Annotated in this window: 15 protein-coding genes and 1 tRNA gene; 13 read left to right on the forward strand and 3 right to left on the reverse strand. The window is 57.9% G+C overall.

Going from position 1 to position 13,537, the window contains the following annotated elements:
- Window positions 1–16 precede the first annotated feature (16 nt).
- Entirely contained in the window at window positions 17–1,468 is a 1,452-nt protein-coding gene (locus BW919_RS05920) for a B12-binding domain-containing radical SAM protein (RefSeq protein ID WP_088336106.1), read from the forward strand.
- Here the strand turns inward: BW919_RS05920 and mvk are convergent.
- Window positions 1,419–2,405: a mevalonate kinase gene (mvk, locus tag BW919_RS05925; RefSeq protein WP_157666109.1), complete on the reverse strand. Its 987-nt coding sequence runs from the start codon at window positions 2,403–2,405 to the stop codon at window positions 1,419–1,421. The two genes, BW919_RS05920 and mvk, sit on opposite strands and share 50 nt — an antisense overlap.
- Window positions 2,406–2,432: 27 nt before the next feature.
- Here mvk and BW919_RS05930 point away from each other — a divergent pair, with 27 nt between their 5' ends.
- From BW919_RS05930 to BW919_RS05955, 7 genes are all read left to right on the forward strand, one after another.
- On the forward strand, window positions 2,433–3,290 hold the full coding sequence (locus BW919_RS05930) for a DUF2226 domain-containing protein (protein WP_232452966.1): 858 nt from the start codon (window positions 2,433–2,435) through the stop codon (window positions 3,288–3,290).
- Window positions 3,291–3,320: 30 nt separating this feature from the next.
- Window positions 3,321–3,395 (forward strand) — tRNA-Arg (locus tag BW919_RS05935).
- A gap of 43 nt (window positions 3,396–3,438) precedes the next feature.
- Window positions 3,439–3,606: a hypothetical protein gene (locus BW919_RS07920; RefSeq protein ID WP_157666110.1), complete on the forward strand. Its 168-nt coding sequence runs from the start codon at window positions 3,439–3,441 to the stop codon at window positions 3,604–3,606.
- On the forward strand, window positions 3,599–4,900 hold the full coding sequence (locus BW919_RS05940) for a Mur ligase family protein (RefSeq protein ID WP_157666111.1): 1,302 nt from the start codon (window positions 3,599–3,601) through the stop codon (window positions 4,898–4,900). Before BW919_RS07920 ends, BW919_RS05940 begins: the two co-directional genes overlap by 8 nt.
- Window positions 4,901–4,906: 6 nt before the next feature.
- Window positions 4,907–5,641: a proteasome assembly chaperone family protein gene (locus BW919_RS05945; RefSeq protein ID WP_088336110.1), complete on the forward strand. Its 735-nt coding sequence runs from the start codon at window positions 4,907–4,909 to the stop codon at window positions 5,639–5,641.
- Between the two features lie 97 nt (window positions 5,642–5,738).
- Complete coding sequence (locus BW919_RS05950; RefSeq protein ID WP_232452967.1) at window positions 5,739–6,122, forward strand: DUF473 family protein; 384 nt, start codon at window positions 5,739–5,741, stop codon at window positions 6,120–6,122.
- Entirely contained in the window at window positions 6,119–6,907 is a 789-nt protein-coding gene (locus BW919_RS05955) for a transglutaminase-like domain-containing protein (protein WP_088336112.1), read from the forward strand. Before BW919_RS05950 ends, BW919_RS05955 begins: the two co-directional genes overlap by 4 nt.
- Here BW919_RS05955 and BW919_RS05960 read toward each other — a convergent pair.
- The gene (locus tag BW919_RS05960) at window positions 6,904–8,787 is read right to left on the reverse strand and encodes an ATP-dependent DNA ligase (protein ID WP_232452867.1); all 1,884 of its coding nucleotides are present in this window, start codon (window positions 8,785–8,787) and stop codon (window positions 6,904–6,906) included. The genes BW919_RS05955 and BW919_RS05960 overlap by 4 nt on opposite strands.
- Before the next feature lie 71 nt (window positions 8,788–8,858).
- Between BW919_RS05960 and BW919_RS05965 the strand changes: the two genes are divergently transcribed.
- From BW919_RS05965 to BW919_RS07925, 4 genes are all read left to right on the forward strand, one after another.
- Window positions 8,859–9,740 carry a serine/threonine-protein kinase RIO2 gene (locus BW919_RS05965; RefSeq protein WP_088336113.1) on the forward strand — a complete coding sequence of 294 codons (882 nt, stop codon included), beginning with the start codon at window positions 8,859–8,861 and terminating at the stop codon, window positions 9,738–9,740.
- A gap of 176 nt (window positions 9,741–9,916) precedes the next feature.
- Entirely contained in the window at window positions 9,917–10,816 is a 900-nt protein-coding gene (locus BW919_RS05970) for a 4Fe-4S binding protein (protein ID WP_088336114.1), read from the forward strand.
- Between the two features lie 40 nt (window positions 10,817–10,856).
- On the forward strand, window positions 10,857–11,648 hold the full coding sequence (locus BW919_RS05975; protein WP_088336115.1) for a fumarylacetoacetate hydrolase family protein: 792 nt from the start codon (window positions 10,857–10,859) through the stop codon (window positions 11,646–11,648).
- Between the two features lie 212 nt (window positions 11,649–11,860).
- Window positions 11,861–12,004 (forward strand): hypothetical protein, encoded by a 144-nt coding sequence (locus BW919_RS07925; RefSeq protein ID WP_157666112.1) that lies wholly within the window; start codon window positions 11,861–11,863, stop codon window positions 12,002–12,004.
- Between the two features lie 8 nt (window positions 12,005–12,012).
- On the opposite strand, the gene BW919_RS05980 is transcribed toward BW919_RS07925, so the two are convergent.
- On the reverse strand, window positions 12,013–13,314 hold the full coding sequence (locus tag BW919_RS05980) for a tRNA(Ile)(2)-agmatinylcytidine synthase (RefSeq protein WP_088336116.1): 1,302 nt from the start codon (window positions 13,312–13,314) through the stop codon (window positions 12,013–12,015).
- Between the two features lie 26 nt (window positions 13,315–13,340).
- On the opposite strand from BW919_RS05980, the gene BW919_RS05985 reads away from it, so the two are divergent.
- Entirely contained in the window at window positions 13,341–13,535 is a 195-nt protein-coding gene (locus tag BW919_RS05985) for a hypothetical protein (protein WP_088336117.1), read from the forward strand.
- The last annotated feature ends 2 nt before the right edge of the window (window positions 13,536–13,537 follow it).

Genomic DNA, 13,537 nt, shown 5'->3' on the forward strand with positions numbered 1-13,537 from the left:
TGGAGGTGATCTCAACATGATCGATGTCCTCTTGATCAACCCCCCCGATGTCACGACTAAGTACCAACGATTCTTGGGAATTACAGCGCCTCCGCTGGGACTAGCCTACATCGCCGCGGTGCTCGAGGAGGCGGGATACACGGTTAGAATCCTCGATTGTCCCCCACTGGACATGTCCTTCGAGGACCTGAGACGAGCCGTGCGGAAGCTCCGTCCTAGAATTGTGTCTATCATGGCCACGACACCGATCATTCACCAAGCTTACCAGGCAGCCAAGATAGTCAAGGAAGAACTAGAGGATGCCATCGTATGCCTTGGTGGTTATCATCCCACTTTCATGGATGTTAAGTGCCTTAAGGAGTGCCCCTACGTCGACGTTGTGGTACGGCGTGAGGGCGAATTCACGCTCCTGGATCTGGCGAAGGTGTTCATCGACGGCGTAAAAACGCTCTCGGAGGTACTTGGGATCACGTATCGTGAGGAGGAAGACATAATTAGAGCCCCTGACCGGCCCCTCATTCGCGATCTCGACGCACTACCGTTCCCCGCGCGCCACCTGCTTCCCATGGACAAGTACACTTTCTTCGGGGCTAAAACCACCGCCACCACGATGATATCGAGCAGAGGTTGTCCCGTAGGATGTGACTTCTGCGCTTCTTCAGCGATGCACGGCCACAAACTCCGGATGCACTCGGCCGAGCGTGTGGTCTCCGAGATGGCGCATGTCCATGAGAACTACGGATCGAACATCATAGCCTTCGTCGATGACACATTCACGTACGATCGGCGGCGTGTTGAGGAGATATGTCGGCTCATCGTGGAAAGCGGTTTGGACGTAACCTGGGGCTGTGCCGCGCGTGTCGACACCATCGACAGGGAGCTGCTTGAACTCATGCGCGAGGCGGGATGCTCGGTACTGTTCTTCGGAGTTGAGTCGGGCAGCCAGGAGGTTCTGGACAACGTAGGTAAGGGATTCACGGTCGAGCAGACGAAAAAGGCGTTCCAACTCTGTCGCGAGTTCGGTATAGTAACTGTGGCGTCGGCCGTGATCGGCTTACCAGGAGAGACCCACAGGAGCGCCCGGCAGACGATAAAGTTCCTGAAAGAAATAGACCCTGATTACGCCGTAGTGTCCGTCGCGACGCCATATCCCGGCACTAAGTTCTACAAAGAGGCTGTGGAGAAGGGGCTCATCGAGGAAGAGTCGTGGGACAAGTATACCCTCATGGATCCAGTGGTTAGGACGACCGAATTGTCTCTCGAGGATGTGAAAAAGTACCAAAAGCGCGCCATGATCGGGTTCTACCTCCGTCCCAGGTATCTCATCCGACGGCTGAAAGAGGACGGCATCGACGCCGTCCGCGTAACCGGGACGATGATCGCCGAGGTCGCGTTCAAGAAGATGAAAGCGTTGCTGGCTAAGATTCCGAGCCCTCGGTTTTCACACCGCAAGGGCTCGGACGAGTGACGAACGCCTCGTAACCTAAGGCGCTGAGCGTTTCGACGGCACGTTTCGCGTCCTCCTCCCTCTCGAATAACGCGACCGCGCATCCTCCTCCTCCGGCGCCGGTAACCTTCGCCCCCAAGGCACCCGCGTTCCTGAGCACGTTCACGATCTCCTCTAGGGCACGTGTAGAGACGTTCAGGGCCGCCAACAACCCATGATTGACGTTCATGAGTTCCCCTACAGTCCTTAGGTCTCCATCGTGTAGTGCTACTTCTAGATCCTCGACGAGTTTCCCTATCAGCTTCATGATTCCGTCGACGATATCCAACCTCTCGCGGAACTCAGCCACTCGACGCACCATCTCACCCGTACGGCTGGGTTCCTGGGAATGCGCCACGACCAACACGGGGTCACGCTCCGGTTCGATTGGTTTGAACTCCTGTCCTGAAACTCTCACGAACCCGCCGTACGTGACCACCGTAGCGTCGGTCCAACTCGCCTTCCCCTGCACTTCTAGCTCCACCTCACGGACTAGTTTCCGTATCTCTTCCCTGGAAACATCTACGTTCGACACCTCAGCTAGTGCGAGTAGAACTGCCGCTGTGATCGCGGCCGATGTTCCTAGACCACTCGCTGCAGGGGCCTCCGACATAATCCTCAGGTTGGATGGGTGGGCGTCGAATTCCTCCGATGCCTTTCGCACCGCCGTGGCCACGTACGTCAGTTCCTCGCGCAGGCTCTCGGATCGGAAGTCCTTTACATTTCCATCACGTGTGATATCGGCCATTACGCCCCCCTTGCAGCTAAGCTCGGTTTCCACCCTGAAACTATCATCCCCGGGTTCCGCTACGACCCTGACGTAGGTATCTAATGCCACCGCGACCGCCGGATACCCGTAAACTACGGCATGTTCACCCGCCAAGATAGCCTTCAGTGGAGCTTTGACGGAAATACGCAACCACAGTCCCCCGGGTGACTGATCTTGATGTTGCCGAAGACCCTCAGTCCTGTGGTGAAGGATAAGTACGTTGAGAGCCTCGAAGAACTGGCTGACTTGATCGCCAGCGCGGATCTAAGGACCGGAGTTGTCAGAATCACCTCACGGTCCGGTGACGCCCTGCTCGACGCGTTCATCGTGGTCCTCAACGGTAAGGTAGTCTACATTGAAGTTGAAGAGGTGCGGACCGGAGAACGATGGCGAGGAGAGGAAGCGCTAGAACGCCTGAAGGAGATCTTGAGTGTAGTTGAGAAAGGCCAATCTGCCGTCGTCGACGTGTTCGAAGCCTCGGAAGAGGACGTCGAGATGATCTTCGAATACCACGGTATACGTCCGAAGGAGATCGAACTGGATGAGGTGCTACCGGTCCCCGTACTCGAAACCGATATCGAGCTCGAGACCGAGAAGCTCGAGGGTGCCGAGAAAGAGGAAGCCCCGGAGGAAACCGAGATCGAGGTAGGAGAAGTCGAAGAAGCTTACGATGAGGAACCGGAAGCCGTAGAGTCCTACGATTTCACGGAAGAACTCGAGAGAGAATCGGAATCACTATCGCGGGAGGAGATACTGAAGAAATACGGGATCAAGGAGCCTGACGAATCCTTCGTCAAGAACATCCTGAAGGAGTTCACCGGAGTGGAAACGGACCTTCGAGAGCGGATCTCGAGAGTCCTTCGTAGCTGCGGCATAACGGTATTCAAGGCGGAAGGCATCGTCGAAGTCCTCCTGGGAGACGATACCGACGAGGAGGATGTCGTCGAGACAATTCGGGACTTCATGAAGGATGTCGGCGTTGACGAATTGGAGGTCCGCACGTACCGGCCCGAGTGGTTAGGGAGAAAGATTTAAGGTGACCCAGTCGGGCTAGGATTCGGGCTCGGGCCGGCAGCTCAGTCTGGACAGAGCGCGGGCCTTCGGAGCCCGTGGTCCCGGGTTCAAATCCCGGCCGGCCCACACGTGTTATCGTTACGGTATCCGTAACAATGGGGTTTTCGGGTTGGACGACGAACTCCGGAAGCTCGTAGAAGCAGGTCCCCTCGAGGTCGTGATCGCGAAGCTGGAGGAGATACTGATGCGCCTCGACCGTCTTGAAGCTAAGATCGACGAGACTCTCGCTCGTATCGAAAGGTTGGAACGGGAGCTGAGGAAGGATGAGCGTGAATGAGCTTCCCTTCGACAGCATCGCCATCATCGGGCTAGGAGTGGAGGGACGTACCTGCGCGATGAAGTTAGCGGAACTGGGACTCAAGATCTACGCCTCCGATATCAGGGAAGACGTCGACGTCTCATCGCTCGAGAGGCTTCCCAACGTCGAGGTAGAGCTCGGTCATCACGACCTCGACAGAATCTGCGAGTGTGACACCGTATACTTCTCGCCCAGTATACCGAACGACGCGGAGATAGTCCGAGAAGTCCGCAACGTCGGGGTTCCGCCACTCGAGGAGCTCCTCACATGGCCAGATTCCTCTGAATTCGTCGTGGTCAGCGGAACCAACGGCAAAACAACTACAGTTCATATGATCAACTACCTACTCGACAAACTCGGTATCGATCGGGAGGTCGGTGGAAACGCCGGAGGGGGATTCGACGGGTACGCTACTCTCTACGTGCGAGCCGAGTTGGCACGTCCAAAGGTCGTGGTCTGTGAAGTGTGTGACATGACGCTGGATTATTTCTCCGACCGAGCTCCACGGTACGATGTCGCAGTCTTCTTGAACCTGGGTTTGGACCACCTGGACTACCACGGTTCGATCGAGCGGTACGCGGCCCGTGCGGCCCGTTTCTGTGATCGGGCTCGAGAGACGGCGATCGTCAAGTGTGATGGAGAGGAACGGAAGGTAGTCGAAAGGATGGAGGGCACTCCCAGATGTTATGATAGGTTAGACGTGGAGGTCGACATACCGCTCCGAGGGGAGTTCTACAGGCTAGACGCCAAAGCCGCTCTGCTGGCCGTCGCCGAGATAACCGGTGAATCACCCGAGGAGCTGGCCCAATTACTCTCGGACTTCACCGGTGTTCCCGGGCGCATCATGGAGTACAGGCTTGGTGAAGGTCGGCTGGTCATCGGGAAGACCGACAACCTCTCCGCCCTGAGAGCAGTCTTGAAGGACTACGGACCCCTAGACGTCGTCTTCTGGGGGACTCCGAGGCCGGGCGAAGATTACCGGATCGAAGGAATCGGCCGAGCCCTCCGAGAGGCGGGAGTGGAACGCGTTTACGTGTTTCCCGGCCTGTCAGAGGAGACCGTAGACGACGTTATCGAGGAGCTCGCGAGCTCCGGAATTGAGGCGTCCCGGGTAGAGACTTCCGAGGTCGCCTCGAAGGCCTTGAAACTGGCGCGACGTGGTCGGGCTGTGGGAGTGCTCGGAAACGGACAGAGTGCTATAACCTCAATACAACACGATATCGAGCATGCGGTACGCTTTTTGACCGCGGGATCGGAGCGATCTCGGGGATGAGCTGGGATGGAAGTTGAATTCATACGGTTGGCGGATGAGATCCCGGAGTGCGAGTTCTTGATTGAGGGGTACCCGGGAATAGGGATGGTGGGCGTAATCGCCATCCGCCACGTGGTGACTGAGTGTGGGGCCGAACCTGTCTTCGTAATGAAAGCCAAGGACATGCCGACGGCGGCGATCGTGCACGAGGGCCGTGTGTACCCATCAGCCGGGGTTTTCGTGCTAGACGACCTATCTTTCTTCTACTCGGAGCAGGCCGACATGCGTCCCGGAGTCGTTCAGAAGATCTCGGAGTCAGTGGCCGACCTATCCAGGGAGATAGGCGTGGAGTGCATCGTGTGTTTGGCTGGTATCAGAGCGCCCGACCTCGAGGGTGAGCCCTCACTGTACTACGCCGCCACCTCGGATAAAGCCGCCGAGCTTTTCGATGGTATCGCGGAGCCACTCGAGGGAGGTACGATCACTGGGGTCAGTGGTCCGTTGCTCTTAGAGGGTAGCTTGCGCGGTCTGGACGCGGTCTGCCTTCTCGTCGAGACTCCGGGTACATATCCTGATCCCAAAGCAGCATCTCGGGTCGTAGAAGCCCTCAACGAGGCACTGGGACTCAGTGTAGACGTGTCGAAGCTCGAGGAGGAAGCGGAGCGCATCGCCAAGGCTGTTGAAGAGACTGTACACCGTCTCCGGGAACAGCAACGAATAGAGGAAGAAGAGGCAGAACCGACTGAGAGGATGTTCGTGTAGCAATCTGACACCTCCTCGCATCTTGACCTCGCACCTTAAAGGGCGCGCACCTTAAAGGGCGGTGGTTTCACTTAAGGGGTCGTGAATCGGGTTGAAAATGCTCGCAATTACTGGGGTGAGCTTCCGAGTCGTCGAGCAACTCCTCACACAAGGACACACTCAGATAATAGTACGTAGCGGTAACAACCTCGACGCAGTCGTCCGCCTTCAGCCTGGTGATTTAGTCTTCGTGACCACCGTCGGCAAGCGAGAGCTCAAGGAGGGTGTCAATGGTGTCGTAGCCACGGTGCGCTCCGTCAGCGTGGTCCACGAGCACGTCGTAGCCGGGGGCGACGAGCACTTCGAGCGGGAATTCGTGGCGGCCAGACTCATCCTGAGTCAAGTCGGGTCCGGTCGTGTTAGGGAGTACAAGGACCTCGGTGTAGGTCGTCGCGTTGAAGTCGACGTGGAAATGGAGTCGGCGGTTTCGGAGGCCTATTGAAGGGGTGGAGTGGGATTAGGGGGATCGCCACCGGGACCCTAGTACTCCTATCTCTGGCCCTCGTCTCTGCGTATGTGGTCTACCACGACTACGTCGAGGCCGAGAGATACGTGAATGCTGTCCGCGCCCGTATGGGTTGGTCTCCGTTACCACCCAAACTCCTTCCATACTGCGATCGGTTCGACTTGGTCACATATCAACAGGGAGGTTTCGTGGCCATCAAGATCTTCGTTTACCCGCCTCTAACTACGGTACCGCGGATCCTCCCTAGGGTGAAACCGGGCGAGGACGAGTTGAGTGTGGTCCGCACCCTGGCGTTGTTCGTGTCCGACACAATGCAATACGATGTAGGGGCGGAACCTCCGGAATACTTACCGCCCGTACTCCGACGAACCCTCACGGAGCTGGAACTGTGGGGCAGATGGCATGGAGCCTGTGGAACCGCCGCGTACATGTTCTCCTATTTATGCCGACTTTACGGGATCCCGACTCGCTTCGTACTGATAGAACCCGCTGATATGGGGACCGTGATTCCGGGAACGGGATCGGAGTGTGAGAGGTTCGTACTCCACGCGCAAGTTCAGGTCTGGGTTCACGGTCGTTGGATTACCGTGGACCCTTCGGTGGGATTGGTGGGAATCTCGGATCGACCTGTTCAGGGGCATCGAGTACGTCCCGACGGCACCGAGCTTTACACACCTAGGGTTAGGAGTTACACCGTCTGCACCCAAGGACCCCTGGTTTTCTGGGATACGCTCACCGGGCTGGTGGAGTCGATAGTCTAGTGCTTCCGCAGCACCTCCTCGTAGATCCTCCGGACTTTCTCGATGGTGTCTGCGTCTTCCGGACCCAGATCGTCGCGCACGCGCACCAGTCTCGGGAACCGAAGGGCGAATCCGGATGAGTACTTCGGGCTTTTCTGGATATCCTCGAACTCCACCTCGAAGACCACCTCAGGCTTGAACCTGACCTCGCGTCCCGATTCCTCTACTATCAAGTCCTCGAACATCTTAGTCAGTCGCTCGAGTGTCTCGTCGTCCACGCCTGTTCCGACCTTACCCACCTCCATTAGGTTCTCCTTGTTCTCGTCCCAGACGGCCAGCAGGTAGGAACCGATGAGCCCCTTCCGCTTGCCCTTACCCCAAATGCCGCCGATGACCACACAATCCAGTGTCTCGAGCACCGGCTTGACTTTCAACATCTTCTTGCCGCGGACGCCCGGGGTGTAGTTAGCATCCAGATCCTTCACCATGACTCCCTCGTGTCCTATCTCCAGGGCTCGATGGAACATCTCGGCCGCCTCGTTTGGGTCGTCCGTGATCACCTGTTCGACGAGCATTACCTCTCCCTCGCGCTCGCGTACTATTTCCTCGAGCCGACGTCGACGCTCTCGGAACGGAGTGTCGACCAACGATTCGCCGTCCACGTACAGGCAGTCGAAAAGGTGCAGCTCTACCGGAATCTCCTTGCGCACATCCTCGATGTCGTACTTCCGCTTGATCCTGTGTAGTAGCTCCTGGAATGGTCGCGGTTTGCCTGTCTCTGGGTTGATGGCCACGGCCTCGCCCTCCAGGATGAACTCGTCCGCGTCCACGCAGTCCTTCACGGCTTCCACGATGTCGGGAAGTGCGTGGGTCACGTCCTCGATCCTCCTGGTGTACACGCGTACTTCCTCTCCGTCCGAGTGCACTTGCACGCGGGCGCCATCCAGCTTGATCTCCACCGCGCCTTTTCCTCCAACCTCCGCGAGTGCTTCCCTCACATTCCTCGCCGCTTGCGCCAGCATCGGCTTTATCGGTCGCATGGGCCTCAAGTCGATTTCACGGAGACCCTCTTCACCACTCGTCATCGCCACTTTGGCTACCAGTCCCAGGTCGTTCGACAGCATGTGGGCCCTCTCGACTAATTTCCTGCTCACTCCGAAGGCCTGGGCAATGGCTTCCTCCACGGTGCTTTCTCGCACGCCCGTCCGCAGCTCACTCAGTGCCTGCCTAACCAGGTAGCGGGCCTCTTTCGGCTTCGCCTTGGCGAGCAACCCCATCATCAGCCTCATCTTCCGTTTGACAGCCCCCTCACCCTCGACCTCAGCTATCTTCTCGAAGGTCTCCCTCACCTCGCTCACCATGAGTGGTCTTGAATCGAGCAGCGTCGACGTCTTCCTACGCTTCAGCAGCTCCTCGGCGGCGAGTCCGAGATCACCGAGCCGCTTGAACAACTCCGTGACCTCGGAGTCGGTAGATCCCGTGGCGGTCGCGATCACCTTCCGCATCAGCTTAGATCCGATTCCGAGATCCCTCGAATCCCATCCGGGGAACACCTGATTAGCCAGGAACAGCGTAACAATGTCGATGACGTTCTCCGGACACTGCCGTAGGAACTGGGCGATCAGGCTTATTTTGGCCTTCCTGGAACTGATCCGCTCCAGTCTCTCGAAGGCCTCCGCCAGAGACGAATAGTAAACGTCATCGTCCGTCGCTTTGACTTTGAACTCAGCCCCGCTAGGACCGACCGCTTTGGTGGGCTCTTTCTTCCTCTCCTCCCTACGAGCACTCTTACGTTTCTCCGCTCCTTCCTTCTCCCTCTTCTCCTTCCTCCCACTCTTCTTCCTGGGAGGAGAGGATATGAAGAAGTCGAGTTTCCTGGATTTAGGGACGGGTCGAGTCACGTTCGTCACCCCCATTGACAGGTGATCGTCCTTTTAGGAATTACCCGTTTCCGCTGCGGAGGTAGTCGGGCATGGTGATGGTGGAGAGGGTGGTACAGGCTCTTCCGGGGATGGAACCCGAGGATTTCGAGGTCCTACGAGCCCTCGAGATGGAGATGCGCAGGCACGAGTGGGTCCCGTTCGATCGACTGCTCGAACGCACCGGCCTCGACGAAAAGGAGCTAGGCTACCGTCTGTCCAGACTCGATCGTTGGGATATGATCGTCCGGACGCGACGGCAAACGGTCGGGTACCTAGGTTACCAACTGCGTCCCGAAGGGTACGACGCTCTCGCCCTCCGGGCGCTCGTGGACCAAGGCGTGCTGGAAGGACTCGGCCCGGAGATCGGGGTGGGAAAAGAGGCTGACGTGTATTTGGGCATCTCTCCTAAGGGCGCGCAGCTGGCCGTTAAGTTCAATCGAATCGGTCGTACCAGTTACACCAAGGTCAAACGGTACCGTGAGTACGTGAAGGACAAACGCCATATCTCATGGCTTTACGTCAATAGGCTTACGGCCGAGCGCGAGTTCGAGGCGCTCTTACACTTGTACCCCGATGGTGTTTCCGTCCCTAGGCCCGTAGCTCAGAACAGGCACGTACTCGTGATGGAACGCTTTGAGGGACGGGAACTCGCGAAAACTCGGGTGGAGAACCCCGAGGCGGTCCTGAACCGGGTGCTCGAGGAGTACGAACACGCCCTCGAAGTCGGCGTGGTTCACGGGGACCTGAGTCAGTTCAACGTAGTCATCGAGGGCGACGAGGTGCTTCTCATCGACTGGGCGCACTGGGTCGAGGTATCCCACCCCTCGGCCCGTGAGCTTATCGAACGTGACGTACGGAACATATGTGACTACTTTCGCCGGAAATACGGCGTTCACAGGCATCCGCGGGAGTTTTTCTGGAATTCCGGATGAGGAGGCCTACGGGGATCGAGGCGTGCCGATGAGAGGGTGGCCTGTTACCGACGGGCCATTACACGTCACGATGGGGGATAACGCTCCCAGATGAATTCGACAGGGTACAACACCCGGGTCGCTCTCGCAACCGTAAAAAGAGCTGGCTTGGGAAGCTCCGCCGGGGGCTCGCGCTCATGCCGATCGAGATCGACATGAATTCGTGTTTGCTGTGCGAAGCGTGCGTTGCAGCGTGCCCCACGGGTGCTATCCGCCGCGAAGATGGGGACATGAACTACTGCATCGTCTGCGGCGCCTGCGTGAAGGCCTGTCCCGTCGATGCTCTGGAGCTTGAGGACCTAGAACGCGAAGTGGATGGAGAGGAGGTAGAACTCAAAAGGATCGCCTGGAAGCCCGAGGAGTGCCACAAGGAAGATCCACCTCAGTGCGGTGAGGTGTGCCCGCAAGAGATCCTGCGGATCGAAGATGGCTACCCGGAGCTCCGCGGATTCTGCGTCATGTGTCTCAAGTGCATGGAAACGTGTCCCATCGACGCAATCGGTGTGAAGGGTGTCGTTGAGCCCAAGTCCGAGCCTCCAGAGCATCCAGAGGATGAGGATGTCTACGTACACCCCGAACGGTGCGTCGGGTGCACCTACTGCCTCCAGGTATGTCCGACCGACGCTATCGAGATGGTACCGACCGAAGTCGAGTTCTTCAAGGCCGAGGAGAACGAGTGGTCACCTGTCTACGTAGACCCGGACACGATGGAACTGAATCGGGGCCGGAAAGTGGCCAAAATCGACCCGGATAAGTGCACTGGTTGTACACTGTGCGTCCAGGTATGTCCGTGGGGAGCCATTACGGCAGCGCGTGACGTACCGGTCCAGTCCCGCGAAGTTGAGAACGAAATCGATGAGGACAAGTGCGTCGGATGCGGAGTATGTGCTGAAGTCTGCCCAGGTGACCTGATCGAGGTCGACGGCGTCGCTAAGGTACCGGAGAAGTGCCCAGCATGTAAGCTCTGTGAGCGTGCGTGTCCTGTCGACGCCATCTCAATTAACGTCTCCTACGAGCGCTCCGGTGAGATGGAGTGAGTTTTTTCACCCACCTCACCCGCTCCGCCCGGGGCGAACGTTGCGGGTAGGGACCTACCTGGTGGATGGTACTCCACGCCCCGCCGTATTCCTCGATAATGAAGTTCGTGTCTACGATCTTTCCGTGCTCGAATTCATCGAAGTAGCTCACAGTGACGGGCTGGACGGTCTTGACTATTCCGTGTACCCGCTATCGGAGCTCAGAATAGGTCCACCGGTCCCGCGGCCTCCTAAGATAATCTGCTTCGGACTCAATTACCGCGAGCACGTTAATGAGTTACGCGAGATAGGAATGGACGTCCCCGGTGAGCCCGTCATGACCATGAAGGCCCCCACCGCGGTGATCGGCCATCTGGATACTGTCAAGTTACCGAGGGAGGCGCGCAGGATCGATCATGAGCTCGAGCTGGCGGTGGTGATCGGAGAGCGATGTCGTAAAGTGTCTCCCGGGGAGGCTCGAGACGTCGTTTTCGGGTTCACTATCATCAACGACGTGACGGCCCGTGACATCGAGAAAAGAGAAGGCCAGTGGGTCCGGGCGAAGAGCTACGACACGTTCGCGCCTTTAGGACCGTGGATAGAAACCGAACTAGAGCCTGACGGACTCGAAATGAAGCTCCGTGTTAACGGTGAGGTGCGCCAGCGCGCTACCACGGACGACATGATCCGGGATCCGTACGAGCTGGTGTCGTTCACGTCCAGGGTGATGACGCTCGAGCCCGGAGATATCATCGCTACGGGAACGCCGCCCGGTGTTGGTCCGATGGAACCACATGATAAGGTCGAGTTGGAGATCGAGCGCATCGGTAGGCTCGTACATTACGTAGAGTAGTGAATGGGTGGATCGTGAAACGAGTGACGCCGCTTAGTGCTTCAGACACAGTTTCTTTACGAACAGATAAAGATCCGGGGGAGAACTCTCAAAGGCGTCGCGAGGATAGTTATGAGGGGGATATAACACTGCACGTAAGCCGGCAATCTTGTCATTCGTCATCGGGGTAACCTCTCGGTTGGGTCCGCTCATCATCCTGGGGGGTTGTAATCATGACCCGCGAGGACAGGGGAAAGCCTCCGGGCGTAGATGAGCTCGTGACGGACGTCCTCCGATCCAAGCACTGGCTGGCAGAGGTCCCGAAGGAGATAGCACCACCGAAGCGCAAGAAACGTGCTAAGGAATTGAGGATTTAGTGCACGACTCAGCGACTCATCGGTGAAGGCTCGAGCAGTCCTAACTTCACTAAATACTCAGGTTTCGACAGGTGTCTCCGTGCCACTGGAGGTGCCTCGTACGTCACTCCTTCGACCAGCTCTCGAGGTACCTCCACTTTGACCTTCGAGTCCTCCGGAGCCCGTTCCCCACAACCACACTTGAACCCTTTCCTCCGCCCTGCCGACTTCATCGACCTCCTACACCGTCCGCACACGGGATTACGGACCTCTTCCACGCGCTCCAGTCTCAGCACACGTAGCTTTTCCACGTTCACCGTGCGGGGGTGTTTCGGAGTCTCCGGTCTTAGTGCACCCGCCACACGGATCTCATCTCCGGGATGTAGTGCTGCCACGACTTCGGTGAGCGGCCGGGTCGGACGAAACGCCGCTATATCTACCATGGCGCCGTCCTCGTCCTCACACCCCACCACGACGTGACCTCCCGGTATTCGCCTGGGCTCCTCGACGACCGTGAGGTCCAGGACGATGTTAGAGTAGTCCTCGGCTTCGGCCAACCGATCTACGCGGACGAGGTGCGCATCCGTCGCTTGATTCGACTCGAAAATCTCGTACTTCACCACCGGCTCTCGCGTCTCGATCATCTTCGGGGCGATCTTCAGTACGTTCGGTTCCACGGATCTCACTCCGTAGAGGACTGGACACGGCGTGTTGGGCGTTATGAGTACGTCGCCGTTCCTACCGTCCAAGTTGTCGAACGTCACTGGGAACGTCCTACGGTCGAACTTCCTGACCGAGTTTTCCTCCACACGTCGTTCCGTTCCCCAGTACTTCTCGGCACGGTACGCGATCCCCTCGAACGTGACCTCGTGATTCTTCCGGATGCGGGCGAAGCCCAGGGCCGCGATGGCACCGACAACACCTCGACCTCCTAGAACCACGTTGACATCGTCGTCGACACTCTCCCTTACCCTCCTAGGGGTTAAAATGCGTCGTACCGCTTCCTTATAGACGGATTCGCATACCCTCGGCGGCTCACCCTCGCAGACTACCAAACCCGGCCGGGTCTCCGGGTAACTCTTCCGGACTACCTTCTTAAGTGCACGTAGCACTACCGCCTCAATGTCGACGCTCCACGGTGCTTCCACCGGCAGGGCGACCGCCGCGTTACCTCTAGTCTTGAACGGCACGTTCGGATTCAATCGAACTAATAGCGGGCGACCGACGGGTTCTGCACCGGCTTCCGCCAGCTCCGCGCGGAGCAAGACGGCCGCGTGAGTGGTACATCCTCCGGCGGGTGAGTCGGTGTCATCGAGTGCCACCCAATCCATCGAACGTTCCACCCGGGGGTGATCATGTGGTCGTCGGTCAGAAGATGTTGGCGTCGGTCGTCGCCCACCTCTTGCCTTTCTTGGTGGGAGCCGTCGGGATTTACTTCATTCTCACGGCTTCGATGAAGGACGATGAGCACCTGCGTAGGTTAGGCTTTCTGATCATAGTGATCGGGGGTCCGACGTCGGTACTGGTGTCCATAGCGATAGTCGGGGGGTGACT

This window comes from Methanopyrus sp. KOL6 (assembly GCF_002201915.1).
Lineage (GTDB): Archaea > JAADCQ01 > Methanopyri > Methanopyrales > Methanopyraceae > Methanopyrus.

Bases quoted from the DNA above. Each gene is read 5' to 3' on its own strand.
- BW919_RS05930 (WP_232452966.1), top strand. From the start codon at position 2,433: ATGTTGCCGAAGACCCTCAGTCCTGTGGTGAAGGATAAGTACGTTGAG.
- BW919_RS05950 (WP_232452967.1), top strand. From the start codon at position 5,739: ATGCTCGCAATTACTGGGGTGAGCTTCCGAGTCGTCGAGCAACTCCTC.
- BW919_RS05980 (WP_088336116.1), bottom strand. From the start codon at position 13,314: ATGGATTGGGTGGCACTCGATGACACCGACTCACCCGCCGGAGGATGT.
- BW919_RS05945 (WP_088336110.1), top strand. From the start codon at position 4,907: ATGGAAGTTGAATTCATACGGTTGGCGGATGAGATCCCGGAGTGCGAG.
- BW919_RS07925 (WP_157666112.1), top strand. From the start codon at position 11,861: ATGACCCGCGAGGACAGGGGAAAGCCTCCGGGCGTAGATGAGCTCGTG.
- BW919_RS05970 (WP_088336114.1), top strand. From the start codon at position 9,917: ATGCCGATCGAGATCGACATGAATTCGTGTTTGCTGTGCGAAGCGTGC.
- BW919_RS05965 (WP_088336113.1), top strand. From the start codon at position 8,859: ATGGTGATGGTGGAGAGGGTGGTACAGGCTCTTCCGGGGATGGAACCC.
- BW919_RS05920 (WP_088336106.1), top strand. From the start codon at position 17: ATGATCGATGTCCTCTTGATCAACCCCCCCGATGTCACGACTAAGTAC.